Origin of the sequence: Mangrovimonas yunxiaonensis (assembly GCF_000733475.1) — a bacterium.
Lineage (GTDB): Bacteria > Bacteroidota > Bacteroidia > Flavobacteriales > Flavobacteriaceae > Mangrovimonas > Mangrovimonas yunxiaonensis.
The window spans coordinates 145,479-171,509 of the sequence record NZ_JPFK01000003.1; the positions used below are offsets into that span (position 1 = coordinate 145,479).

The window sequence follows — 26,031 nt, forward strand, 5'->3', positions numbered from 1 at the left end:
TGCTTTTTTTGTTATCTAAGAAACTGCTTTCAACTTTTTAAGCGTTGTTTTCGACAACTTATCCTCGGCATAGGCCTTGGTTACTTTCAGTTCTTTTTCATCGCCACCAGGCATTTCAAACATGGCGTCGGTTAAAATCTCTTCACATAACGACCTAAGTCCCCTTGCACCTAATTTATACTCTACGGCCTTCTCTACAATAAAGTCTAAGGCTCCATCGGTAATACTAAATGCTATCTCGTCCATTTCAAACAGCTTTTTGTACTGTTTGATAATGGCATTTTTAGGCTCGGTTAAAATGGCTCTAAGGGTTTTATCGTCTAACGGATTCATGTGTGTTAACACTGGTAAACGCCCTATAATTTCAGGGATTAATCCAAAATCCTTTAAGTCTTTAGGAATAATGTACTGCAACATGTTCTCCTGGTCGATAACCTCTTCCGATTTTGAAGCACTATACCCAACCGCTTGCATGTTTAGACGTTTGGATATAATTTTTTCAATCCCATCGAAGGCCCCTCCTGCAATAAACAGAATGTTTTCGGTATTAACCTCAATAAACTTTTGGTCGGGGTGTTTTCTCCCGCCTTTTGGCGGCACATTAACAACAGTTCCTTCCAATAGTTTTAACAAAGCCTGCTGCACACCTTCACCCGAAACATCTCTTGTAATGGATGGGTTGTCGCTTTTACGGGCAATCTTGTCGATTTCGTCTATAAACACAATGCCTTTTTGGGCTTTGTCCAAATTGTAATCGGCGGCTTGTAACAATCGGGTTAAAATGCTCTCTACATCTTCACCCACATAACCCGCCTCGGTTAGTACCGTAGCATCTACAATGGCCAAAGGCACGTTAAGCATTTTGGCTATGGTTTTGGCTATAAGGGTTTTTCCGGTTCCTGTTTGGCCCACCATTACAATATTGCTCTTCTGGATTTCAATATCGTCATCGGTAGGGGTTTGTAACAACCTTTTGTAGTGGTTGTAAACGGCTACCGACATGATTTTTTTGGTCGTTTCTTGACCTATAATATACTCGTCTAAAAAGATTTTTATTTTTTGTGGTTTTCGCAATACAAGCTCGGCGCTAAGGTCGCTATTATCGGACTGTCTGGATTCTTCCAGAACAATGCCGTGAGCTTGCTCGATACAGCGGTCGCAAATATGCGCATCTAAACCGGCGATCAACAAATTGGTTTCTGGCTTTTTCCTACCACAAAACGAACATTCTAATTCTTCTTTTGCCATAAAATTTTATTCTTGTTTTCTTTAAAGCACGATTAGCTACGGGTTAAAATCTCGTCTATCATACCGTACTCCTTTGCTTTATCTGCTTTCATCCAATAGTCACGATCACTATCGGCATACACTTTGTCGTAATCTTGCCCCGAATGCTTACTGATGATTTTATACAGTTCTTCTTTTAAGGTTAAAATTTCCCTAGCTGTAATTTCAATATCACTGGCTTGCCCTTGTGCGCCTCCAAGTGGTTGGTGAATCATAACACGCGAATGGGTTAACCCGCTGCGCTTGCCATGAGCTCCTGCACAAAGCAACACTGCACCCATAGAGGCTGCCATACCTGTACAAATGGTTGCCACATCTGGTTTAATAAACTGCATGGTATCGTAAATCCCCAACCCGGCATACACACTTCCTCCTGGCGAGTTGATATAGATTTGAATGTCTTTTGAAGCATCGGTGCTTTCTAAAAATAGCAGCTGTGCCTGAACAATGTTTGCCACTTGGTCGTTTATACCGGTTCCCAAAAAAATAATGCGATCCATCATTAAACGGGAGAACACATCCATGGCAACGGCATTCATTTGGCGCTCTTCAATAATGTTAGGTGTTAGACCTACAGGGTACATGCTGCTTACAATTTTATTGTAATACGTGCTGCTTACACCTTGGTCTTTTATAGCGAACTTTTCAAATTCTTTTGCGTAATTCATAGTTGTTTATTGAGTTTTTATAAAATAAAAAGGCGTTGAAACCTTAAAAAATTTCAACGCCTAAATATAAGCAATTATTCTTTTTTAAAGCTTAGTGGATTATTTATCGCCATAAACCTCTTTTACAAACTCATCGTAAGTAACCTCTTTGGTTTTAAGGTTTGATTTTTCCTTGTAAAGCTCTAACAATTTTTGGCTAATGATTTGCTCTGAAATGCGTCTGGCTTCATCTTGGTTAGATAAAACTCTAGCAGCGATATCGTCTAACTCTTTCTCTGAAGGATTCATTTGGCCAAATTGTGCCATTTGCGCTTTAATCATTTGTTTTGCATGGTCTTTAATATCGTCCATGGTTACCTTAATGTCGTTATCGACAATTAGCTTTCCTTCTATTAGTTGGTAGCGCAAGCTTTTTTCAGACTTTTCGTACTCTTCTTTTGCTTCTGCTTCGTCCAATTCTTTTTCGCCTGCGGTTTGCATCCACTTTTGTAAGAACTCGGCTGGTAAGTCAAATTTGGTATTATCTACTAAATATTCTGTAACATCGTTCAATAATTTTTGGTCTGCCTGTTGCTTGAATTGCTTTTCGGCATCTTCTTTTATTTTATCTTTAAGTTCGGTAACGCTAGTTACAACGTCTTTACCAAAAAGCTTATCGAACAAATCTTGATCTAAATCGGCTAATTGGCGCTCATTAATTTCGGTTACTGTAAAGGTTACATCTATATCTAAATCATGTACCTCATCATGGGTTAGCTTAAGCGCGTGCATTAACTCGTGATCGTCGCTGTAAAGGCCTTTTGTGTTAAGTGCGATAACATCGCCTGGCTTGGCGCCAATAAACTTCTTTTCTGTGGCTTTACCTTTAAACTTATCTAATGTTAACGTTACTGTGTTCTCGATTTCGCGAGCTTCATTTTTGAATGTTCCCGTAACTTCGCTCTCTTTTTCAATTTTATCTTGCGATACTAGCTTGCCGTATTGCTTCTGGATATTTTCAACTTGCTCATTAATCATCTTATCTCCAGCTACAATATTGTAATGGGTAATGGCTTTTTTAGGCTTGATGTTAACTTCAAACTCTGGCGTTAACCCTAGCTCGAACTCAAACGTTAGCTTTTCGGCATCCCAATCAATATGATCTTGTGGTTTTGGTAGTGGCTGCCCTAACACATCTAACTTTTCTTCGGTTAGATATTTGTTTAAGGCATCTTGTAAAAGCTTGTTAACCTCATCTACCAATACTGCCTTGCCGTATTGCTTCTTTACCATTCCCATAGGCACGTGTCCTTTTCTAAAACCGGGAATGTTAGCTGTTCTTCTATAATCTGATAAGATTTTCTCTACCTTATCGTTATAATCTGCTTTCTGGATGTCAACTTTTACGACCGCATTTAATGCATCAATGTTTTCTCTTGTAATGTTCATGCTCGAAAATTATATAGCCAAATTGGCGCTTGTATTTTTTAATTAAAAAGGGATGCAAAAGTATAACTTTTTTTGCATCCCAACAAAGTTTTTAACGTATTGAAATTCAGCCTATTTTTAATCGTCTTTTAAAAGCGAATGAAGGATGGATTGTAGGATGGATAACAGCACACTAAAAAGGATGGCAATCCAAACACTACTTACAGAAAATCCCGCGATAAGATTGTCTGCTATAAGAATGATAAACGCATTGATAAACAGCAGGAAAATTCCAAAAGTTACAACGGTTACCGGCAGGGTAAGTATCACTAAAATGGGTTTAACAAACAGATTGAGAACCGCCAGGACCAAGGCTACAATAGTTGCCGTTAGGTAACTGTCTACATGCACCCCCGATAACAATTTAGACAACAGCACCACAGCCAAGGCATTGAGTAATAATTTTAAGATTAATTTCATTTGCTTGCTTTTTTGGGTTTCTTAAAGTTAAGAAATAAATTGGATTACTGCTGTATAAAAATCTTTTGGGTTTTCGGCATGCAGCCAGTGACCGGCATTTTCAATCGTTTTTATTACGGCCTTTGGAAAATGGGTGTGTATTAAAGCCTCGTCTTGTGGTGAGATATACTCCGACTTGTCGCCTCGCAAAAACAAGGTGTCTTTTTCAAATTTAACCTGCATGGGCAAGGCCTCGCCCACTTCGCCTACGTGTTCCTTTAAAACAGGCAAGTTAAGACGTAGTGCCAACTGCCCTTTGGTTTTCCAATAGAGGTTTTTTAATAAAAACTGCCGTGTTCCAAAATCTGACACATAGTTTGAAAGGACTTTGTCTGCTTGGCCCCGGCTTTTAATTTCAGTAAAATCCAAACGGGACAGCCCCTCTAAGATCCGGTCGTGATGAACGGGGTAAAATCTCGGGGAAATATCGGCCACAATTAATTTTGAGACGTATTGGGGGTAATCAACAGCAAATAACATGGCAGTTTTACCCCCCATGGAATGGCCAAGTAAAATAATATTGCTTAAACCATGCGTATCGCAGTAAGTTTTTAAATCCTGTGCCAACACATCGTAATTAAACACATCGCTATGAAAGCTTCTACCGTGGTTGCGCTGGTCTATTAGGTGCACTTGATAGCCATCTTCTGCCAATTGCTTGGCATGGGTTTTCCAGTTATCGCCCATACCTAAAAACCCGTGCAGAATAACAAACGGGGTGCCTTGCCCCATAACATTTGCATGAAGTTCCATTTACTTTAACTTGTTTAAATACATTTGTATTACATTCTCCACCCCTAAATACAAGCTTTCTGAAATTAAGGCATGCCCTATAGAAACCTCTAACAGCCCAGGGATGTTTTCCTTAAAAAACTTAATGTTTTCTAACGATAAATCGTGCCCTGCATTAACCCCCAAGCCCAGTTGGTTAGCCAGCTCGGCACAGGCTATAAACGGCGCTATAGCTTTTTTGTTTCCTTGTGCATAATCATGCGCATAACTTTCGGTATACAATTCAATTCTATCGGCACCAGTTGCTTTGGCGCCTTCTATTTGCTTAACATCGGGGTCGACAAAAATAGAAGTGCGAATACCGTTTTGTTTAAACTCCTGTATTTTTTCAATTAAAAAATCTTTATGCTTTATGGTGTCCCAGCCAGCATTACTGGTTAATGCATCAACCGCATCGGGCACCAAGGTTACCTGTGTTGGCTTTATGTCCAGAACCATTTGGGTAAACGTATCAATAGGGTTTCCTTCTATATTGTATTCGGTATATACTTCCGGCTTTAAATCGTATGCATCTTGGTATTTAATGTGACGCTCGTCTGGCCTAGGGTGTATAGTAATGCCCTGCGCACCAAACCCTTGAACATCTTTAGCAAACGCAACCACATTGGGCACATTGCCTCCTCTGGAGTTTCTTAGAGTGGCTACCTTATTTATGTTTACACTAAGTTTTGTCATTTTTCCTATTTTATAGTTACAAAAATACAAAGTCGTACACGCTTATTGTAGCATTTTTTAATTAATTTGCAAAAGCTTAAACCCCTAATATGAATTTAAAGGAATACATAATTAACGATATTAAACCCTTTACTACAAAGGACAAAATCGCCGATGTTCAATTGCTTTTTAACCAATTGACCTATTCGCATATTCCTGTTAAAAATACCGAAGGGCAATACATAGGCTGCCTGTCTGAAACCGATGTACATTGCTACGATGGCGATAAGGAAATTGTAGAATACATACACTCTGTTGAAGGCTTTTTTGTAAGGAACACCACCGTTTGGCTAGATGTTTTAGAGGCATTTGCCCAAAGCAACGCCAACATTATGCCTGTTTTAAGCGAAAACAACAACTATTTAGGGTATTACGAACTAAACGATATTATCACCCTGTTTAACGAAACTCCATTTTTTGCCGAAATGGGTGGGATTTTAATTGTTGAAAAAGGCATAAACGACTATTCGTTTAGTGAAATAAGCCAGATTGTAGAGTCGAACGACGGCAAATTACTTGGGGCTTTTATTTCAAAAATTGAAAACGATTTGGTACAAATCACCCTTAAAATTGGTAATTCTGGGCTTAACGACATTATGCAAACCTTTAGACGGTACAGCTACAACATAGTATCTGGCCATGAAGAGGACTCCTACATACAAAGCCTAAAAGAGCGCTCGGAATACCTTAAAAAATACCTAAACATCTAATCATGAAAATAGCCATATTTGGACAGTTTTTCCATAAAAATGCCGATAAGGCTATAAACATTCTTTTTTCCTATTTAAGCAAAAAGGCATGCCATGTTTTTATAGAAGAAACCTTCTTTAACACCATTAACCAGCATACCAACAAGCTAGACATTAAATCCCTTAACACGTTTAAAACCCTAGACAGCAGTTACGACCTGCTAATAAGCATTGGAGGCGATGGCACCATACTAAGAGCCATTACCCATGTAAAAAACCTAGGCATTCCTATTGTGGGCATTAATGCGGGCAGGCTTGGTTTTTTGGCAACCATACAAAACGAGAACATCCCAGCGGCCATGGACGATATTCTAACCGGAAACTATAAAATTTCGGAAAGAAGCCTGCTGCAAATACACACCACCCCCGAACACCCAGATCTGACAGAACTTAATTTTGCCCTAAACGAAATTGCCATTAGCCGTAAAAACACCACATCTATGATTACCGTTGCCACAAAGCTCGACGGCGAGTACCTCACCTCGTATTGGAGCGATGGGTTAATCGTCTCTACACCAACGGGATCTACCGGATACTCCTTAAGCTGTGGCGGCCCAGTAATTGCCCCTACCACAAAAAGCCTGATATTAACCCCCATAGCCCCACACAACTTAAACGCTAGACCATTGGTTATAACCGATTCTACCGAAATCGAATTAAAAGTTGCCGGGCGCGAAGAGCATTATCTTGTCTCGTTAGACTCTAGACTTGCCACGCTTAACAACGATGCCGTACTAACCATAAAAAAGGCGCCTTTTAAAATAAAAATGATCGAACTGCATAACGAAAGTTTCTTAGACACCCTGCGAAAAAAGCTTCTTTGGGGAGAAGATCGCCGCAATTAGGCAATAATTCCTTGTAAAATTTGTTTTATCGTAATACTATTCCAATCAAATTGTTATAGGCTAATCTTATTTATTATATTTGCAAACTTTCAAAAGCATATGAGACATCTTATTGTAATCATATTTATTGTTTTTTCTATTAAAAGCACCGTTTCACAAACCCACGAAATAGGTGTTTTTATTGGTGGTAGCAACTTTATTGGCGATGTTGGTGCAACCACCTACATTGCGCCTAACAGTCCCGTTTTTGGTGGACTGTACAAATGGAACAGAAGCCCAAGGCATGCCTTCCGTTTTTCACTACTCTACTCTAACCTTGAAGGGGACGATCTAGATAGTGACGACCCCAGAAGACTTGAAAGAGGTTATAATTTTGAAAATGACATTATCGAAGCTTCCCTAGGTTTAGAATTTACTTTTTTGGATTTCGATTTGCACGATGGTCGAAACAAAATAACCCCATATCTGTTTTCTGGTATTTCTGTAGCCCATCACGACAATTTCTTTTTTAATCACCAAGGCAGAAAAATAACCGAAAACACCACTAGCCTAGCCTTTGGCATCCCTATGGTTCTAGGTATTAAGGCAAGGTTTATGCAACATTTCGTGATTGGTTTTGAAGTGGGTGCCAGATACACGTTCTCTGATGAGATTGACGGCAGCGTACCCGATTTCGATAACGAACACCCCATAGCTTTTGGAAACACAAACAATAACGACTGGTATATGTTTACTGGCTTAACACTAACATACACCTTTGGCAGAAAACCTTGTTTCTGCGTTTTTTAATATGAGTTTAAAAGAGCACATAAACACCAAAAAGCTACCTAAGCACCTAGCCATAATTATGGATGGTAATGGGCGATGGGCAAAACAAAAAGGCAGACTTCGGGCTTTTGGCCACGAAAATGGCACAAAATCGGTAAGACAAACCGTAGAGGCTTGTGCCGAACTAGGTATAGAAAATCTAACACTTTACGCCTTCTCTACCGAAAACTGGAACAGGCCAAAACTAGAAGTGCAAACCCTAATGAAACTTTTAGTGTCCTCGCTTAAAAAAGAGATTAAAACCCTTCAAGACAACCATATAAAGTTACAAGCTATAGGCGCTTTAAATCAACTTCCCAAAAAAGTTTTTGACGAGCTTAACTATGTTATTGAAAAAACCAAAGCCAATAACAGAATGACGCTAACACTTGCTTTAAGCTACGGTTCTAGGGAAGAATTGATCAACAGTATTAAGAACATTAGCCTTAAAGTTAAAAATAATATAATTTCTCCAGAAAAAATTGATGAATCAGTTATAAATGAGCATCTTTACACGCAAAATTTGCCAGACGTCGATTTACTAATAAGAACAAGCGGCGAGCAGCGAATAAGTAATTTCTTGTTATGGCAAATTGCCTATGCCGAATTGTACTTTACACCAGTACTATGGCCAGATTTTACCAAGCAGCATTTATATGAAGCAATTATCGAATACCAAAATAGAGAACGTCGCTTTGGGAAAACCAGTGAGCAAATCAGTTAAAATTACATCATTGAAAACATTACTACAAGCACTTACATTTTTCATTCTGTTTTTTGTTAGCCTTAACACTTCTGCACAAGAACTTAATTACGAAACAGGCCAAAAATACATCATAGAAGAAATAACCGTAGCTGGAGAAACCTCCTTTAGCGAACAAACCATAATCACTTATTCCGAGCTGCGCAAAGGCCAAGAAATAAAAATTCCTGGCAAGGAAATTAGCAAGGCCATTAAAAAACTCTGGAACTCTAACCTGTTTAACAACATCGAAATTTATGTTAAAGAGATTAAAGGAAGTGCCGCTTTTCTAGAAATTAGATTAAGCGACCTACCAGAATTAAATCAGGTTGAAATAACAGGCATAAAAAAATCGAAAAAAGAAAAGGTAATCGAAGAAAACAACCTTGATAAAGGTGTAAAAGTAACCGAAAACCTTATCACAACCACAAAAAACTATTTGGTAAACAAATACCAAAAAGAAGGGTACCTAAACTCTAAGGTAACCGTAAGCACCCGTGAGGTAAAAGACTCTATACAAAAATCCAGAGTAGACATGTCGGTGTTTATCGACAAGGGCAAGAAGGTTAAAGTTAAAAGCATCCAATTTAACGGTAATGCCATTTTAAAGGACAGCGAGCTTCGTGCCGCCATGAAAAACACCAAGAAAAAGAAACTGTACCGCCTGTTTAAACGTTCGAAATACATTGAAGCAGATTACAAAACCGACCTTAAAAGTGTTATAGACAAATACAAAGAAAACGGCTATAGAGATGCCAGAATTGTTTCTGATAGCTTAGAAATTTTAGACAGCAAAAACATCGCGCTTCACATAAATGTTGAAGAAGGCGAGCTGTATACGTTTGGTAACATCGACTTTATTGGAAACACGGTATATTCTGATGACGCTCTAAGACGCCTTTTAAGAATTAAAAAAGGCGACACCTACAATGGTGTACTTCTTGAAAAGCGCATATCGGACGAAACCAAACCAGATGCACTCGACATTACCAACCTATACCAAAACAACGGTTATTTATTTTCTACCATAAACCCTGTTGAAGTAAGTGCAGAAGGCAATGTTATCGATTTAGAAATACGAATTGTAGAAGGTAAACCAGTATATTTTAACGACATTACTGTAGTTGGTAACGAAGTAACCAACGACCGCGTGATCTACAGAGAACTACACACGCGCCCAGGGCAATTATACAGCAAAGCAAACGTTGTAAGAACCATTAGAGAATTAAGCCAGTTAGGCTTTTTCGATGCCGAACAAATAGGCACCAACTTTTTAAACCCCAACCCTAACGAAGGGTCTATCGATTTGGAATATGCTGTTGTCGAAACTGGATCTAGCCAAATTGAACTACAAGGTGGCTACGGCGGTGGTGGTTTTATTGGTACCTTAGGACTGTCGTTTAACAACTTCTCCCTAAGAAACATTTTAAACCTAGACGCTTACAAACCGGTTCCTAGAGGAGACGGCCAAAAGCTATCTTTAAGATTACAAGCCAGCCAGTTCTTCCAAACGTATAGCTTCTCGTTTACAGAACCATGGTTAGGCGGTAAAAAACCCGTACAATTTTCAACATCTTTATCGCATACCAAACAGTTTTTATACGACTACCAAAGCCGAGAAGCCGATAGAGACAAACGTTTTAACATTACAGGGGTAACCGTTGGTTTAGCTAAAAGACTTACCGTGCCAGACGATTTCTTTACCCTGTCGCAAGCGTTAACGTTCCAGCATTACAACCTTAAAAATTACAACACAGGGCTGTTTACCTTTGGCGATGGTTACTCAAACAACCTAGCCTATACGGTTGGCTTAACTAGAAACAATACCGCTAACGATCCCATTTACCCTGTTAGAGGCTCTAACTTTTCTGTAAGCGCCAAGCTTACCATACCCTACTCTTTATTTAACGATGTAGACTATGCCGCTCTAAAAGACGAGCGTAACGAACTGTTAGATGTTATTGCAGATGCTAATAATACAGACGCTCAAAGAACCGAAGCCAGTAATCGCGTTGGCGAAATAGACCAAGAACGCTTTAAGTGGTTAGAGTTTTACAAAATTAAATTTAAAGCCGATTGGTATACCGAATTGGCCAAGAAATTAGTTCTAAGACCAAGTTTAGAGTTTGGGTTCCTAGGTGCTTACAACAACGACAGAGGCGTTATTCCTTTCGAAAGATTTTTCTTAGGAGGAGACGGTCTAGGCTCGTATAGCTTAGATGGTAGAGAAGCCATTGCCCTACGTGGTTACCCCAACCAATCTATCCAACCCGTTGATAAATACGGCAACGTTAGTAACGACGGTGGGACCATTTACAACAAATTCTCTTTAGAATTAAGATACCCCATAACCCTAAACCAATCGGCTAAAATATTTGCCCTTGGGTTTTTAGAAGGCGGAACGTCTTACAACAGTTTTAAAGATTACAACCCGTTTAACATTAAACGATCGGCAGGTGTAGGATTGCGTATTTTCATGCCAGCCTTTGGTTTATTGGGTATCGATTTCGGACATGGTTTCGATCCTGTTCCTGGAGGATTAACCAAAAACGGATGGGAAACTCACTTTATTATTGGACAGCAATTTTAATTTGGCACGATATTTTCTTTAACCTTTTTGATTATTTAAACCGCTATTTTGAAATTTTTCAACATTAATTTCGTTAATTTTGAAATGTAACATGCACCATATTGGCGTGGAGTTTAAATAATCCGCGGTCATGTTTTAAAATGTATAGCAAATCATAAATCATTAAAATATGATACAAATGACACAAAAAGTTCTTTTTTTCTTGATAGTGTTTTCCTTTATAGGCCTTACCCAGTCCCAAGCGCAAAGAGGCGTACGAATTGGCTATATCGATACCGAATACATCCTAGAGAACATTCCAGAATACCAAGCTGCCACAGCTCAATTAGATGGTAAAGTTCAAAAATGGAAAGGTGAAATAGAAGCCAAACTAAGCGAGATTGAACAAAAGAGAAAGGATTTAAGCAACGAAAAACCGTTCTTAACCAAAGAACTTATAGAGGAACGTGAAGAAGACATCGCTTTTGAAGAAAAGGAAATTTTAGACTACCAACAAAAGCGTTTTGGCCCTAATGGCGATTTAATCATACAAAAACAACAATTAATCAAGCCCATTCAAGACCAAATCTTTACCGCGGTACAAGACATGGCCGAAAAAAGAAAATACGACTTCGTCTTCGATAAATCGGCCGATGTTGTTATGCTTTACTCGGCAGATCGTTTCGATTTTAGCGACGAAGTTATAAGAAGCATTAGCCGAAGTGCCAAACGCAAACAAGCACAATCTAGAGCCGAAAAACGCGAAGCCGATGAAGAAGAAATGCTTCCTGAAATTAATGAGGAGTTAGAAGCTAAAGAAGCCGCAGCCGATGAGCGTCGCCAGAAAATTCTAGACGAACGCGAAGAAAAAAAGTTGGCCATTCAAAAAAGAAGAGATAGCATTATTGCGGCAAGACAACAAGAACGCGAAGCTAAGCTTAAAGAACGGGAGCAACAAAATGAAGAGGGCGATAACGTTGAAGCAAATAAAAGTGAAGACGATAATGATGCTAACACCAAAACAAGAGAAGAAATTCTTGAAGAACGCAGACAAAAAAAGTTAGAAGACCGAGCCAAAAGAAAACAAGAGCTTGAAGAACGCAAGCAACGTATACTAGACGAAAGAGAAAAAGCTAAACAAGAACGCGAACAACAACAGCAAGAACAACAACAAGAAGAAGAAAGCCCAGACAATTAATTTTTATAACACAAACACACATTAATACTATTTTAACAATGAAAAATTTTAAAACCCTTTTATTTACAACAGCCTTATTTATTGGAACTATGGCATTTGCCCAAGCGCAAAGTAAAGTTGCACATATTAATGCTCAAGAATTAATCTCTTTAATGCCAGCTACCAAAGCTGCCGAGGCTGAAATTGAAAAATTAGGAAAAACCTACGAGGCAGATATTCAATCTATGATTACAGAATATCAAAACAAAGCCAAACAATACGAAGCTGAAGTTGATACCAAAACCGACGAGGAAAACCAAAAACGCGGTTTAGAGTTACAAACCATGCAACAAAACATTCAGCAATACAGAGGTCAAGCACAACAAGACATGCAAAAGAAAGAGCTTGATTTATTAAAACCAATTACCGAAAAAGCCAAAGCCGCTATTTTAAAAGTAGCCAGAGCCCAAGGATTTGAATACGTTTTAGACTCTACCCAAGGTGGTGGCGTTATTATGGCTGATGGTAAAAACCTGTTAGACGACGTAAAGAAAGAACTTGGTTTTTAATCTATTTCAGCATAAGAAACTCTTAAAAGCTGCCACTTATTGGGCAGCTTTTTTATTTTTGTAGTTATGAGTAACAAACCTATTGGCATATTCGATTCTGGTGTTGGTGGCACATCGGTGTGGCGAGAACTCCACGCCTATTTGCCCAACGAAAACACCATATACCTTGCCGATAGTAAAAATGCACCTTATGGCCCTAAAGGAAAAGACAGTATTATTGCACTTAGCATAAAAAACACAGAGTTACTTATAAACAAAGGCTGTAAACTTATTGTTGTGGCCTGCAATACAGCAACTACCAATGCCATAAAAACCCTTCGCAGCACTTACAACATTCCTTTTATTGGCATAGAACCCGCCATAAAACCAGCGGCCCTACAAACCAAAAACAACACCATTGGTATTTTGGCAACCCGAGGCACCTTAAGTAGTGAGCTGTTTCATAACACGGCCGCCCTTTACGGAAACAACATTACTATTTTAGAGCAAAATGGCGATGGTATTGTTGAGTTGATTGAAAATGGCCAAATACAATCCAACGAAATGAAGGCCCTCCTTAAAGCCTACCTCTTGCCTATGGTAGAAGCCAATATAGACTACTTGGTTTTAGGATGCACCCACTACCCCTATTTAATGCCTTTACTGCTGGATATTCTGCCTAAATCGGTTAAAATAATCGATTCTGGAGAGGCTGTGGCCAAACAAACCAAAAACGTTTTAAAGCAATACGCCTTAGAAAACACCCAAATAAGCACTCCCAAAAATGAATTTTTCACCAATGGCAATCCAGAAGTGATAAAACAGCTTTTGGGCGAAACGTATAACGTTAAATATCTAGACTTTTAATCTGCTTTAAACCAACTGGAATAAGTAATGTAGTTGTTTGCAATTCGGTCTATTTCTCCAGCAATTAATTCGGGGCTAACATCTTTAACCTTCTTTGCCGGAACTCCGGCATAAATACTCCCCGACTCTACCCTTGTTCGTTGGGTGACTACTGCTCCCGCAGCAATAATACTATGGCTTTCTACAATACAATCATCCATAACAATACTCCCCATACCTATTAGCACATTGTCGTGAATGGTACAGCCATGAACAATTGCATTATGGCCTATAGACACATTATTACCAATGGTTGTTGGTGATTTTTGATACGTCGCATGAATTACGGCCCCATCTTGAATGTTAACCTTATTCCCTATTTTTATGGTATGCACATCGCCCCTAATAACGGCGTTAAACCACACGCTGCATTGTGCCCCCATAGTAACTTGGCCTACAATAGTCGCATTTTCTGCAATAAAGCAATCGTCTGGGATTTCTGGATGTATCTTATTTACGGGTTTTATAATAGGCATACTAATTCCTTTGAAAAAAGGAATCTCATCTATTGAATTGAGAATCCTTTTTGATTAATCTTTGGTTATTTAAATCGCAATACGAAGCTACTAATAAATTTAACAAAAATGGTTTCTCGTTTTACTTTTAAAGCTATTGTCTTTTACAGATTAAAAAATGTTATATGGTATTCTTTTATCTTATAAGATTCCTGCCTACGCAGGAATTTGTCATTTAAAATGTGATAATAACTCTGATTTTTTTGAGGCAGACACCAAAACTTCCTTGCCATTACTCAAGATAACGCTTCCCCCCTTGCCCTTTACATATTTTACAATTTCATTAACGTTAACCAAATAACTTTTATGAACCCGGGAAAACGTATAGTCTTTTAACGTTTCTTCTATGTGCTTTAATGTTTTGCTAACCACTTTTTTGGTGTTGTTCGTTAAATAAATTTCGGTATAGTTATCGTCTGCCTTACAATACAGAATTTGGTTGGTGTTAACAACCTCAAAACCATCCTGCTGCGGCAGGGTTATTTTACCATGTACCATGTTCGATTTTGAAGCCAACACCTGTCCGTGCAAGGCATCTTCCTTGCGCTTAATTTCGGTAACATGATCAACAGCTTTAATGAGTTCCTCTATAGAAATAGGTTTCATTAAGTAATACGACGCGTGGGCATTTAGAGCCTCTATAGCATAATGTGTATAGGCCGTTACAAAAACTGTTTCGAAAGTAATGTCGCCTACCTTCTCCAACAAATCGAAAGCATTTCCAAAAGGCATTTCTACATCTAAAAAAACCAGATCCAAATCCAACTGCCTGATTAACGTCAACGCTTCGTTTACATTTGCAGCTTCCCCTAAAACCGTTACATTAGGGCAGTACTTGTTTAAATAGTTTTTTAAAATATCGCGACTCGACTTTTCGTCTTCTACAATAATCGATTTTAACGTCATGTTTAATCCTTTTTTAAAATTACGGTGACTTTAGTACCAACATCTTCTTGTAAACGGTCTAAATCATCTATATAAACATCCACCTTATCCTTGTGCATTTTATTTAGAATCTCGACCCGCTTTTTAATATTGCTCATCCCTTTTGAATTGTGCTTTTCTTGGTGCTTTGTTTTTAGGGCTTTCGACTTTTCCCTTCCTATACCATTGTCTGCAATAATAATTTGCAGCTCATTTTTACCCAGTTGCTCTAACGTAATCCTTAACATGCCCTTTTGCGTTTTATAACGCAGCCCGTGCCAAACGGCATTCTCAATAAACGGCTGCAATAGCATAGGCGGAATTTGATAGTCTTCAACAGTAATTTCTGGTGCTACAAGAATTTCATAATCAAATTGGTCCTTAAACCTAAAATGTTCCAGTTTGGTGTACAGCTGCAATAATTCCATCTCTTTTTTCAACGGAATAAAATCGGCTTCGCTATTTTCTAAAACGGCACGCATTAAGAAAGAAAAATCGGTTAGGTATTTATTGGCGGTTCGTTCGTCATTTAAAGCTATAAAGCTGTTAACAGAGTTTAATGCATTAAATATAAAATGAGGATTCATTTGGCTTCGCAACGATTTTAAGGCTAGTAAGTTATTGGCCAAGCGTTGCTGTTTGATGTACTTATACATAAAATAAGCCAAAACCATTAAAAGCATGACGCCACCTATAAGCGAGTAAATTACTAGCTGTTGGCGCTTGTTTCGTTCGGATGTGAGTTGGTACTTACTTTCAGAAAGTTCGCGGTCTTTTTCAAGACTTGCGATCCTGTTTTGTTTGTTTGCAATGTCTCGGCTAAATTTTGCTGCCTGAACAATTTCCTGTTCTTTTTTAACATAAAGCGCCTCTACAACCTCGGTGTATTCTTTATAAGCCTCTAGGGCTTTTTCATCGTTCCCAGCTTGGCTATAAACTTCCGACAGCTTTCGCTTGGCGTCTTTTTTAATAACCAAATCGGCCTTTTCATCGGCTTCTTTTATACTTTTCTCTAAGTAACTAACAGCACTGTCGTAATCTTTTTTTAAGAAATAGGCATTTCCTATTTTGTAATTCTGTTTTTGTGGTGTTAGGGCACTTTTGTTATCAATTACAGAATCGGTTTCAATGTCTCTTATGTTCTGAAGGGCTTCCTTTCGCAACTTAATTTCCGCTTCAAAAGCGTGGTTGGTATGTTGGAAATCGGCAACGGTTATTTTTTCTTCTAAAGCCCTTTTTTTATTTTCTTTCGAAGCCAACTCTAGAGCATTATCGAAAAAAAGCTCTGCTTTTTCTATTTGCCCACTTTGCGTATAGGCCTTAGCGATTTTTGAATTTAAATCGGTCACTTTAGGAGACACCAAATGCTTTTTTGCTATATCCAGCCCACTTTTATAGGTGTTTACAGCTTTTGTATAATCCTTCTTACCCAAATAAGCATCGCCCAAGCCTTCAAAAAGCGCAATGGTTTCCCAGGTTGAAAGGGTTTGGTTCATTAGCGCTTTAAACCCTTCAATGCTTTGTTCAAAATTTTTGTTTCGCTCGTAAGCTTGAGCCAACTTTAGTTCAACATTGGCAAGCCCTCTGCTTTGTAAGCTTATTTTATAGTTTGAAATGGCCAAATCGTATTGTTGCCACTCAAAATAAATATCTGCTATAACCTCGTAGGCCATAGCATTCTGCGCTTTAGAATTGCTTTTGGCCAAGGCCTCTGTAGCATAGCGAAGGCTTTTCTCGACATCTTGCTTTTTATAGGCTCTAGCCGAATCTAGCCCCCGTTCAAAGGCCAATGCTTGCTGTTGGTCATCTACAAAATTAGCTGAAGGACTAGCGGCGACCACATCAATAATAATTTTGTCGTTGCCATAAACCATATAAAAAACGGTATTAAAGCTTGGGTGCGATACAGTTAGTCTATCGCCTTTTTTCGCTTTAACCTTAAACTCCCCAAAACGGTCGGTCGTTACAGAAGCTCCGCCCTGTACATCTACCCTAGCATGCCTAATGGGCGTAAAGGTTTCCCGTTCTCTTACAAGGCCTTCAATGGTAAAATGTGCTTCCTCCGCAACGGTACTCTTAAACAGAGTTTCTTGAGCGATAAGAAGCCCAGTATTAAAACAAACTCCCATCAAGAGCAAATATTTTATGACCTGCGTTTTCATACATGTAAAATCACTTTTATAAACATACGCACTTTTAGCGTATTGAAAAAACCAAAGGCTGCTACTTTTTACGCCTGGCCGTAATAAAAAAGCGCCTTTACTCATTTAGCGTCATGGTTTGCTAAATGCTATGGCGCCTTAGCTAATTGTGCCTTTTTATTTTAAAAAAACCACGATAGCTTTAAAACAAAAATAACTTATGAAACGCATGCCGTATTACCTCGGTTTAATCGCTTTACTTACTAGTTTCACATCTAGGTCTTTTAACTTTAGTATGGAGCATAAAACTCCGCTACCTAAAGAAACTACCACATTTATAAAAGTTGCTTTACTGCTAGATACCAGCAATAGTATGGATGGTTTAATCGATCAAGCTAAAGCCCAGCTCTGGCGTATTGTAAATCAGCTATCGTATGTAAAATGCCATGACGAACATCCTCGTTTACAAATTGCCCTTTACGAATATGGCAACGATAACCTAAGTAAGGAAAAAGGGTATTTAAGACAAGTCTTGGCTTTTAGTGAAGATTTAGACGACATCTCCGAGCAACTTTTCTCCCTAACCACCAATGGTGGAAATGAATACTGTGGTGCCGCCATACAAGCCTCCCTAAACGATTTAGACTGGGGAATAAGCTCATCCAACCTCAATCTAATTTTCATTGCCGGGAATGAACCGTTCAACCAAGGAGCAGTTGCTTATCAGGATGCTGCCATAAATGCTATTGAAAAGGGCATTACCATAAACACCATTTTTTGCGGGGATTATGCGCAAGGAATTCAATTGCATTGGGAAGATGCCGCTAAGTTAACCCAAGGGAATTACCTAGCCATCAACCATAATAAAGAGACCGTTCATATCGCAACGCCCTATGACAATGAAATCTTAGACCAAAACAAACAACTTAACAACACCTACATGCCATACGGACACAGGGGCACAGAAAAATTAAACCGGCAACAGAAACAAGATCAGAATGCTTATAACCACAGCAAGGCCAATGCCGTAAGCAGAGCTTTAAGCAAGAGTTCTCATGCATACAAAAATACGAGTTGGGACTTGGTCGATGCCGTTATGGAACATAAAATAAACCTGAATGATATCAGTCGGGAAAACCTCCCTAAACAGCTTCAAAACATGAGCAAAAAAGAACTTTCACGCTACATAACAAAACAGTACAACAAGCGGCTTAATATTCAAGACAACATTAAAACCTTAAACCTAAAAAGGCAAGATTACTTAACAACGCATACCATAGAAAGCCATAACCCATTAGAAAAGGCCATGCTAAGTGCCATAAAAGAACAAGCTAAAAAAAGGCATTGCAACTGGGAGTAAAATGCTATAAAAAGAAAAAGCCTTGGTGTTTTTCCAAGGCTTTTTTGTATTGTTAATTAACTGCAGGACAATTACAGTGGTAACGTTCCTTTCTACAATTAAAGTTAAATCCTAAAGTAATTTGGTGAAAGCCTCCGTTATTAAAAACAACCGAATTGGCTTGGTAAGAGTAGGTATAGGCAAACATAAATTGCTTGTAATCTATTCCTAAAATAGGAGTAATATACTGTAGTTTTTGGCTGCTAACGCCATTACCTTCATAGTAATCGGCACCATCTAGACTTCTTCTGTACGATAATCCTCCCCAAAGTTTACCAAACTCCAGCTCTTTATATGCCTTGGCATTAATGTCGATAGAAGATTCTTTAGTACCGTCTTTGTACTGAAACATCACCGAAGGTTCAAAAGCCCAAGTGCTGCCATATTTTGCAAACACATAACCTGCCGAGCCTAAAAACTGACGCGGGTTATCATAGGCAAAAAGGCCATTTTCGTTAGCGTTTATACCATCGTTTTTAAGCATGTTCTTAACTGTTGCATGCGCATAAAAATTATACAAGTGGTACGAAAACCCAAAATCTAAATTAAAATTTGTAGCACTTTGGTCTACGCCAGCTATAATAGGATCAAAAGGCTCGTTAATAAAAGCACTTTCGTCTAGTTTATATTGAATAGCGCCCACGCTTAATCCAAAAGAAAGCATGTTTAAATCTACATCACTTCTCGAAAACATAATATGATGAGCATAAGTAATGTACCCGCCAGTTTGCGAATGATATCCATTTTTATCGGTATACAAAATGGCACCAATACCAGATTGCGAATCGCCAATTCTACCATTTGCACTTGCCGTTAATAACCTTGGGGCATCATCATCTCCAAACCATTGCTGTCTACCCGTAATTCTAACCTTTGCACAATTTGAAGCACCCGCCATTGATGGGTGTATTAAATAATAGTTGTCTGTTAAATAATCAGAATATATCGGAAGTCCTTCCTGCGATTGAGCATTAAAAAATCCTAGCAAGGAAATTACTCCTGTTAAAAAAATCTTGTTTATTAATTTCATGAGGTTAAGTATATATTATCGTTTCAATGTGAAATGTGCTTTAAACTCCTTGGTGTTTCCACTAATATCTCCTGGCTCGCGGTACTCTACCGTAAACCAATAATCATTGGAAGGCATGTGCTCGCCATTAAAGGTTCCGTCCCAACCTGCTCCAGTAGGGCTAAGCTGCTTTAATAACTTGCCATAGCGATCAAAGATATAAATTTTAGCGTTAAGTTGGTTGCCTATACCGGCAATCTGCCAAGTATCGTTATATCCATCGTTGTTAGGCGTAAAGTACAGCGGGTAGTCCATAACAAATACGGTAGTACTAGACACACCACAACCATTGGCATCTCTTACCATTATCTCATGCTCGCCAAAGGCTACATCGGTAAAAGTATAGGTATTGGTACCGTTGCTTACCCAAGGCCCATGGTCTATACTAAACTCATAGATGCTATTGCCCGTGGCCGTGGCCACAACAACATGGGTATCGGCAAAGGCCTCGGTGGCCACTTCTGCCGTTACTGCTGGTGGAGCGCTCTCTATAACCGTGGTTGTAAGACTGCTGTTACAACCCGTGGCCAAGTCCTCCACATAAACGGTATAGGTGCCGCCTATTAAAGGTTCGTAGCTAGGGTCTGTACTTAATACGGTTGCTGGGTCACCTGCTTCGGTCCATTCAAAAGCGTACAGCGTAGCATCTAGTCCAGTGTCCATAACCGGTACATTGATGACTTCTGTCCCGTTCGTGCCCACACAAAGTACGTATGTGTCTTCTAGAACAAAGGCCGGAACTGGGTTCACCTGAAGGTCAAAAGAGGTCACTTCATAGCAGATGTCCTCTGGTCTGGTATCGTTGTCCACACGTACCCAGATGGTCTGTGGGTTTACGGTATTGAAATACGATGTTGCTCCAGCTATGGCATTGCTGCCTGCTAGTGCATCGGCTTCACTCTCGTAATAGGTCACCGTATAGTCGGTAGCAGCTTGAGCTCCTAGAACCGTAGCATCCTGAGTCGTTAGGTCGAACATCACTGAGTCGTTGCTCGGGTTGCCATCAAATTCCATATTGTCGTCACAGCTAACCAATGGCATCAGTGCATTGGCATTGGCGGCTTCTTGTACTTCTACAAAGAAGCTGGTCGCCACCACGTCACAGCCGGTGGTTAGGTTTCTAATTGCTACAAAGATCTCCTGTGGGTTGGCATTGTTGTTTGCATAAGCCGATGGGGTTGCAATTCCGCCAAGGCCAGATTCTGCAGCTGCCAAGGTCTCGTAATAGGTCACCGCAAAGTCCGTAGCGCTCTGACCGTTCAAGGCAATCGCATCCTGAACCGTTAGGTCGAAGGTATATATGCCATCGGTATTGTCCTCACAGGCAATCATATCTTCCAGCACCGCGGTGGCGTCTGGAAGTGGGTGTACCATAATCTCGAACGAGGTGATGTTATAACAGCCTGTGCCCATATCGTTTGCATTGTTGGGGTCGCCTGTGTTTGTAACGCGCACATAAATGGTCTCTGCCGGATCTGTGTTCTGGTACGCTGTTGGGTCTGCAATAGAGCTGTCCCCAGATGCGGCTCCCGAAAAAGTAGTATGGTAGCTTACCGTTACGTTGGGCTCGCCATTCAATACGGCTTGTTCGTTGATTGTTAGGTCGAAGGTCTCTACCAGGTCGCCAGGGGTATTGTCGTCACATAATTCTATGGGAGACAGGTCTGCGCTGTCGGCTGGTGTAGGCAACGGATCTACTTCTAGGGTCAGTGTTGTTAAGTCGAAACAGCCTGTATCGGTGTTGGTCACCTTCACCCAGATTGTCATTGGTGCTGGCATCGGGTTTGTATAGGCTGTGTAGTCTGCTATAGGCGTATCCGATTGCACATCGGCAAGGGTCTCATAGTAGTCCACTGCCCAGTTCGATACCCCACCGGTGATGGTGCCACTCTGACCGGAAAGGTCGAACGTCGCAATCGCATCGTTGGCGTCGGTATCGTCACAGATGGCCAGCGATAGGGCCTCTACCGTGGTTACCGGTACTGGTAATGGGTTAACAATCAAGTCTAGGGTTGTTGTGCTGTAACAGCCTGTTGCTAGGTTTTCTACACGAACGCCCAATGTTGTTGTTCCGCTTGTGTAAGCGCCTGGTGTGGCAATGTACGAAGGGGCTGTTGTCCCAATCTCTGCATCGGAAACTAGGCTGTAATAGGTTACCTCATAGTCTGCTGCGTTTAGCCCATCTAAAATCTCGGCATCCATGGTCGGCAAGGCAAAGGTTGTCATGCCGTCTGCGGTGCCGTCGTCATCACAAAGCTCATAGGGCTCTGGGTCGGCTATCTCGGGGGTGGGCAGTACCACTAGGTTTAAGGTAACTATCGTTGGGCAGTTGGTTGCGCCATTAACATAGTCTACCCGAACATGAATGGTCTGGTTTACTACGTTTGACAACGGGCTGCTTTGGGGCAGCACATCGTTTGCGGCATCTTCTGGTGTTAGGTGAAATGTCACATCCAACGTTGGATCGCCACCGGTAATCTCATTTATTGTACTGTCTAAATCAAAGATTCCTAAACCATCATTGTCTGGATCGCAATATTCTAAGTCTGCTGGAACATTGGCCGCCGGAGCGCCCACCACTTCAAGGGTAAGTGTGGTTGTATCGAAACAGCCTGTCGCGGCGTTCTCTACACGTACGTGTACCACCTCGCCGTTCGTGCCAATATAGGCCGCAGCCGATGGGGCTACTTCTGGGGTGCCAATCTGAGCCGAGGCTAGGTCGTTGTGGTAGGTTACCACATAACCCGCATTGCCGCCGGTAATCTCATTGTTCTTTACCGTAAGGTTCATCTCCGTAATCCCATCAGGGATGTTGTCGTCGCATACAGCCAATGGTGTTGGGGCCACAAGGGTTGGTAATGGGTTAACCACAACCGTGGCCGAGGCTGTTAACATACTTAAGCATGTTGTTCCAAGGTTCTCTACCTGCTCTAGGGTAAGGACTTGGTCTACCGTTACAGCAGCTGCCGTAACTATGGCTTCTCCTGCGGCATCTAAGGTTACTTGAACACTCCCACCGCCATTAATGTTGTAGTCTACAACATCGCCAGCATCGCCCGTGATGGTAAACGAGGCGTCGCCGTTAGGACAGATATCGCCATTGGCCACCACTGTGGCTGTTGGGTTGGGGTTTACTGTTATTGTAGCCGTATCGGTTAATGGGGTGCTACAGCCTGCTGGGCTTGTAACTAGTTCTAACGTTATTGTTTGGTCTGAAACGGCACCTGCTATGGTTACAAGCCCCTCGCCTGTGGTGGCGTCTAGGGTAACTTGTTGGGTGGCACCGCCATTAATAGTATAATCTACAACATCGTCTGGTGTACCGGTTATTGTAAAGATCGCATCCGAACCACTACAAATGTCTGTGTTGGTGGTTAAGGAGGTAATGCTTGGCAAAGGTACTATTGTTACTGTTGCTGTGTCTGTTAAACTGCTGCTACAGGTCGTTGTAGGGTTAGTTACTTGGGTTAGTGTAATGGTTTGGTCCATTGTGGCACCTGCTACGGTTACCACTCCCTCGCCTGTAGTGGCGTCTAGGGTAACTTGCTGGGTAGCGCCTCCGTTTACGGTATAATCCACGACATCGCCTGGTGCTCCCGTGATGGTAAAGATGGCATCGGCACCGCTACAGATATCGGTGTTGGTGCTTAATGCGGTGATTACCGGCAGAGGGTCTACCTGAAGGGCCAGTTCGGTTACACTGTGGCAGTTTGTGGTAATATTCTCAACACGTACATAAACCGTTTGCGTGGTTGCTGTGGTATTGGTATAAGCCGTTGGTGTTAATATCTCGCTTGGCGTACCTGGGCCTGTCTCGGCATCTGTCTCATCTTCGTAGTAAGTAATCGCATGGTCTGCGGCTATCAGGCCGTTTAAAATCCCGCCCTCGGATAGGGTCAGGTCGAACGTCCCAAAACCGTCATCGCCAGGGGCGACGTTGTCACAGATGGTCTGGGTCTCCGGTAAAATCTCGGGGACTGGGTTTAAAACCAAATTGAAAAGCGGTCCTACAGACACATTGCTACAGCTGGCATCGCTAGCCAGTTCCACACGCACCCAGATGGGCTGACCGGAACTCGCAAACGGGCTACTTAACCAGCCTGTACCAGCATCTGCCGAAGTTTGACTGTCGTAATAGGTCACCACAAAATCACTTGAGGGCTGCGCTCCCAAAATTGTGGCCGATTGACTCTCTAAATCGAAGTCTGCGATGCCATCACTACTCGGATCATCACATTGCACTAAATCACCCACTGGGTTTATCGTGGGCTCTGGTGTTATGTTTAATGTAAAAGATGACGTCTCGTAGCAATCTGATCCAGGGTAATCGATACGTATGTATATTATCTCACCATCGGTTCCTGAGTAATTGTCTGGGGTTGTAATTGCCGCTACATCTGTTTCTGCTTCGGTTAAATCGTTGTGGTAGGTTACTTCAAAATCGGCGGCATTGGGCTGGCTTCCTATTGCTAAGGGCGTATTTTCTGTTAGGTCGAAAATATAAGGAGCTGCTCCTGGGTTACATAAAAATAGGTTGTTAAGGGATTCAATAATAGGGTTTGGATAAAACTCAACACTTACTGTATCTGTCATTTGGCAATCGGCAGATAAAACAACCTCTACCGTATAGTCTCCAGGCTCTGTTACTGTAAGGGTCGAGTTGGATTCTCCCGGGATAACATCGTCGCCCAAATACCATATGTGGCTCCCATCGGCGCCTACAATTTCGGTATCTAGAACAATACTATCGCCATAACAAACGGTATTGGATGCTGCAATCGTAATATCATCGCCCAAATCACCTCCTAAATTAAAACTTCCTCCTTCTAAGAAAACAGCCGAGTTTAAAATACTATCATTTCTATCGGCTACTACTAATTTAATTCTATATGTGTTATTAGGCACAACGGTTGAAGAGGCTGTCATGGGCACTGTTTGCCCGTTGAAATTTATTGGAGCCGTAGCTGCAAGTGCTCCTGTACCACCATAATACACATCGAAAAATTCGGGGTTTACGGAAGCACAACCAGGATTATGCGCATTGTCCCTTACCGTAATTACGGATACTGGATCTGTGGTTCCAGGAACTAACGCTAAATTGGTGGTCACACCTGTTGATAAATCTGTTAGAAAGAATGCGAAGGCATCTGAAAATTGACACTGGTAACCTCCATATTCATCAGAGGCAAAAAGGAAATTAAAACTAATTTCATTGGCCAATGGTATAAAGTCGAACTCCATCCATGCAGCATCGTTATAACTTGTTAAGCCTGGATCTATCCCTAGGCCTTGCATGTAGTTAAACAAATCTGCATCTCCAGCCCAATTCCCAGCTGCCATAGTTCCTGTCGCAGGTCCTTCGGCGTCTTCGGCTGGTGCTGTACACAATATTATTCCTTCCTGAAAAGGAAAATCGGACCCACTTTTATTAAAATAAGCTATTCCTTGTGAGTTGGCGCCTCCTTGGTAAGCAAGGTTTGCTATGGAAGCACACCCACTATTAATAAGCACATCTTCTACCAGTTGTAATTCTGTATAGGCATTAGTATCTACGGTTACGAAATCGGAAAGAACATGAACCTCAACCGTTGTAGTGTCTGAACAGCCCGTTGGGTTGGGATCGGCAACTGTTAATGTTACCGTATACACTCCAGAGGTATTGTATGTATGTGAAACGTTTTGTCCGTTTTGCGGCCCACCTTCGCCAAAATTCCACGTATAGGTTGCTCCTGTACTATCATCAGAAAAAGTTCCACTCCCTGAAAAATCAACTGTTTCGCCAGGAAGAATTTCAATTACCCCATCTACAGCGGCTGGTGTTGTACTATCGATACTTGCCGTAATGTCTTGACAGGCCGTTCCACATAAAATTTCTGCAGCCCATCCAGGGCCATTAAAGTTTGAATCGGATACAAACTCTATGGTTAAACAGCCTGTGGGGTTGGTTTGAGACGCGGTTATTACCCCAGGGTTATCAGCAGGACTGCCCCCACTAAAAACCCCTATGAGGGGTGCGGTCACATCATCGCCATCATAAATTGTAAGGGTGTCCACCCCTAGCTGTGTAGCAAACTCTGTAAAAGTAAGTTGTATAAAGTCTCCCGAGGCATCGGGGCAAATGGTCATAACATAATTTTCGTCATTTTGGTAAAAAAATCCCGAATCGGTTGTTGCTCCTGGCCCACCAGAATCGTAAAACATCCCGGAACATTGGTTAAAGGTTCCACTTTGCATTAAAAGATCCTGACCAAAA

General features: G+C 40.9%; 20 protein-coding genes. 9 read left to right on the forward strand and 11 right to left on the reverse strand.

The genetic code is table 11. The annotated features are described in order from the left end of the window. Nucleotides 1-15 precede the first annotated feature (15 nt). The 6 genes from clpX to IA57_RS02860 form a co-directional block, all read right to left on the reverse strand. Nucleotides 16-1,248, reverse strand: coding sequence for an ATP-dependent Clp protease ATP-binding subunit ClpX (gene clpX, locus IA57_RS02835; RefSeq protein WP_036119007.1), 1,233 nt, complete (start codon nt 1,246-1,248; stop codon nt 16-18). Between the two features lie 32 nt (nt 1,249-1,280). Next, nucleotides 1,281-1,955, reverse strand: coding sequence for an ATP-dependent Clp endopeptidase proteolytic subunit ClpP (gene clpP, locus IA57_RS02840; RefSeq protein WP_036119008.1), 675 nt, complete (start codon nt 1,953-1,955; stop codon nt 1,281-1,283). Between the two features lie 99 nt (nt 1,956-2,054). After that, on the reverse strand, nt 2,055-3,383 hold the full coding sequence (gene tig / locus IA57_RS02845) for a trigger factor (protein ID WP_036119010.1): 1,329 nt from the start codon (nt 3,381-3,383) through the stop codon (nt 2,055-2,057). A 117-nt stretch (nt 3,384-3,500) separates the two neighbouring features. Further along, nucleotides 3,501-3,842 (reverse strand): phage holin family protein, encoded by a 342-nt coding sequence (locus IA57_RS02850; RefSeq protein ID WP_036119012.1) that lies wholly within the window; start codon nt 3,840-3,842, stop codon nt 3,501-3,503. A gap of 27 nt (nt 3,843-3,869) precedes the next feature. Then, a complete protein-coding gene (locus tag IA57_RS02855; RefSeq protein ID WP_036119014.1) occupies nt 3,870-4,634 on the reverse strand; it encodes an alpha/beta fold hydrolase in 765 nt (254 codons plus the stop codon). After that, on the reverse strand, nt 4,635-5,348 hold the full coding sequence (locus IA57_RS02860; RefSeq protein ID WP_036119016.1) for a pyridoxine 5'-phosphate synthase: 714 nt from the start codon (nt 5,346-5,348) through the stop codon (nt 4,635-4,637). 89 nt (nt 5,349-5,437) lie between these two features. Between IA57_RS02860 and IA57_RS02865 the strand changes: the two genes are divergently transcribed. The 8 genes from IA57_RS02865 to murI all read left to right on the forward strand — a co-directional run bounded on the left by IA57_RS02865 (nt 5,438) and on the right by murI (nt 13,691). Then, nucleotides 5,438-6,097 carry a CBS domain-containing protein gene (locus tag IA57_RS02865; protein WP_036119018.1) on the forward strand — a complete coding sequence of 220 codons (660 nt, stop codon included), beginning with the start codon at nt 5,438-5,440 and terminating at the stop codon, nt 6,095-6,097. 2 nt (nt 6,098-6,099) lie between these two features. Continuing rightward, nucleotides 6,100-6,981, forward strand: coding sequence for an NAD kinase (locus IA57_RS02870; protein WP_036119019.1), 882 nt, complete (start codon nt 6,100-6,102; stop codon nt 6,979-6,981). 99 nt (nt 6,982-7,080) lie between these two features. Further along, a complete protein-coding gene (gene porG, locus IA57_RS02875; RefSeq protein ID WP_036119021.1) occupies nt 7,081-7,770 on the forward strand; it encodes a type IX secretion system protein PorG in 690 nt (229 codons plus the stop codon). 1 nt (nt 7,771) lies between these two features. Then, a complete protein-coding gene (locus IA57_RS02880) occupies nt 7,772-8,512 on the forward strand; it encodes an isoprenyl transferase (protein ID WP_036119023.1) in 741 nt (246 codons plus the stop codon). Next, entirely contained in the window at nt 8,445-11,120 is a 2,676-nt protein-coding gene (gene bamA, locus IA57_RS02885) for an outer membrane protein assembly factor BamA (protein ID WP_084176709.1), read from the forward strand. Before IA57_RS02880 ends, bamA begins: the two co-directional genes overlap by 68 nt. Nucleotides 11,121-11,298: 178 nt before the next feature. Next, complete coding sequence (locus IA57_RS02890; RefSeq protein WP_036119470.1) at nt 11,299-12,297, forward strand: OmpH family outer membrane protein; 999 nt, start codon at nt 11,299-11,301, stop codon at nt 12,295-12,297. A 38-nt stretch (nt 12,298-12,335) separates the two neighbouring features. Beyond that, on the forward strand, nt 12,336-12,845 hold the full coding sequence (locus tag IA57_RS02895; RefSeq protein WP_036119025.1) for an OmpH family outer membrane protein: 510 nt from the start codon (nt 12,336-12,338) through the stop codon (nt 12,843-12,845). A 66-nt stretch (nt 12,846-12,911) separates the two neighbouring features. Continuing rightward, entirely contained in the window at nt 12,912-13,691 is a 780-nt protein-coding gene (gene murI, locus IA57_RS02900) for a glutamate racemase (RefSeq protein ID WP_036119026.1), read from the forward strand. Here murI and IA57_RS02905 read toward each other — a convergent pair. The 3 genes from IA57_RS02905 to IA57_RS02915 form a co-directional block, all read right to left on the reverse strand. After that, nucleotides 13,688-14,206, reverse strand: coding sequence for a gamma carbonic anhydrase family protein (locus IA57_RS02905; RefSeq protein ID WP_036119028.1), 519 nt, complete (start codon nt 14,204-14,206; stop codon nt 13,688-13,690). The genes murI and IA57_RS02905 overlap by 4 nt on opposite strands. Nucleotides 14,207-14,416: 210 nt before the next feature. Continuing rightward, nucleotides 14,417-15,151: a LytR/AlgR family response regulator transcription factor gene (locus IA57_RS02910; protein WP_036119029.1), complete on the reverse strand. Its 735-nt coding sequence runs from the start codon at nt 15,149-15,151 to the stop codon at nt 14,417-14,419. A 2-nt stretch (nt 15,152-15,153) separates the two neighbouring features. Continuing rightward, entirely contained in the window at nt 15,154-17,331 is a 2,178-nt protein-coding gene (locus IA57_RS02915) for a tetratricopeptide repeat-containing sensor histidine kinase (protein WP_084176714.1), read from the reverse strand. Between the two features lie 274 nt (nt 17,332-17,605). On the opposite strand from IA57_RS02915, the gene IA57_RS02920 reads away from it, so the two are divergent. Beyond that, the gene (locus tag IA57_RS02920) at nt 17,606-18,670 is read left to right on the forward strand and encodes a vWA domain-containing protein (protein WP_229730278.1); all 1,065 of its coding nucleotides are present in this window, start codon (nt 17,606-17,608) and stop codon (nt 18,668-18,670) included. 52 nt (nt 18,671-18,722) lie between these two features. On the opposite strand, the gene IA57_RS02925 is transcribed toward IA57_RS02920, so the two are convergent. Next, nucleotides 18,723-19,739 carry a PorP/SprF family type IX secretion system membrane protein gene (locus IA57_RS02925; protein ID WP_036119031.1) on the reverse strand — a complete coding sequence of 339 codons (1,017 nt, stop codon included), beginning with the start codon at nt 19,737-19,739 and terminating at the stop codon, nt 18,723-18,725. Between the two features lie 15 nt (nt 19,740-19,754). Next, on the reverse strand, nt 19,755-25,979 hold the full coding sequence (locus tag IA57_RS02930; protein WP_236625364.1) for a choice-of-anchor L domain-containing protein: 6,225 nt from the start codon (nt 25,977-25,979) through the stop codon (nt 19,755-19,757). Nucleotides 25,980-26,031 lie beyond the last annotated feature (52 nt).

Coding starts and splice junctions, on each gene's coding strand:
- clpX (WP_036119007.1), bottom strand. CDS start 1,248: ATGGCAAAAGAAGAATTAGAATGTTCGTTTTGTGGTAGGAAAAAGCCA.
- clpP (WP_036119008.1), bottom strand. CDS start 1,955: ATGAATTACGCAAAAGAATTTGAAAAGTTCGCTATAAAAGACCAAGGT.
- tig (WP_036119010.1), bottom strand. CDS start 3,383: ATGAACATTACAAGAGAAAACATTGATGCATTAAATGCGGTCGTAAAA.
- IA57_RS02850 (WP_036119012.1), bottom strand. CDS start 3,842: ATGAAATTAATCTTAAAATTATTACTCAATGCCTTGGCTGTGGTGCTG.
- IA57_RS02855 (WP_036119014.1), bottom strand. CDS start 4,634: ATGGAACTTCATGCAAATGTTATGGGGCAAGGCACCCCGTTTGTTATT.
- IA57_RS02860 (WP_036119016.1), bottom strand. CDS start 5,348: ATGACAAAACTTAGTGTAAACATAAATAAGGTAGCCACTCTAAGAAAC.
- IA57_RS02865 (WP_036119018.1), top strand. CDS start 5,438: ATGAATTTAAAGGAATACATAATTAACGATATTAAACCCTTTACTACA.
- IA57_RS02870 (WP_036119019.1), top strand. CDS start 6,100: ATGAAAATAGCCATATTTGGACAGTTTTTCCATAAAAATGCCGATAAG.
- porG (WP_036119021.1), top strand. CDS start 7,081: ATGAGACATCTTATTGTAATCATATTTATTGTTTTTTCTATTAAAAGC.
- IA57_RS02880 (WP_036119023.1), top strand. CDS start 7,772: ATGAGTTTAAAAGAGCACATAAACACCAAAAAGCTACCTAAGCACCTA.
- bamA (WP_084176709.1), top strand. CDS start 8,445: ATGAAGCAATTATCGAATACCAAAATAGAGAACGTCGCTTTGGGAAAA.
- IA57_RS02890 (WP_036119470.1), top strand. CDS start 11,299: ATGACACAAAAAGTTCTTTTTTTCTTGATAGTGTTTTCCTTTATAGGC.
- IA57_RS02895 (WP_036119025.1), top strand. CDS start 12,336: ATGAAAAATTTTAAAACCCTTTTATTTACAACAGCCTTATTTATTGGA.
- murI (WP_036119026.1), top strand. CDS start 12,912: ATGAGTAACAAACCTATTGGCATATTCGATTCTGGTGTTGGTGGCACA.
- IA57_RS02905 (WP_036119028.1), bottom strand. CDS start 14,206: ATGCCTATTATAAAACCCGTAAATAAGATACATCCAGAAATCCCAGAC.
- IA57_RS02910 (WP_036119029.1), bottom strand. CDS start 15,151: ATGACGTTAAAATCGATTATTGTAGAAGACGAAAAGTCGAGTCGCGAT.
- IA57_RS02915 (WP_084176714.1), bottom strand. CDS start 17,331: ATGAAAACGCAGGTCATAAAATATTTGCTCTTGATGGGAGTTTGTTTT.
- IA57_RS02920 (WP_229730278.1), top strand. CDS start 17,606: ATGGAGCATAAAACTCCGCTACCTAAAGAAACTACCACATTTATAAAA.
- IA57_RS02925 (WP_036119031.1), bottom strand. CDS start 19,739: ATGAAATTAATAAACAAGATTTTTTTAACAGGAGTAATTTCCTTGCTA.
- IA57_RS02930 (WP_236625364.1), bottom strand. CDS start 25,979: ATGTTTTACGATTCTGGTGGGCCAGGAGCAACAACCGATTCGGGATTT.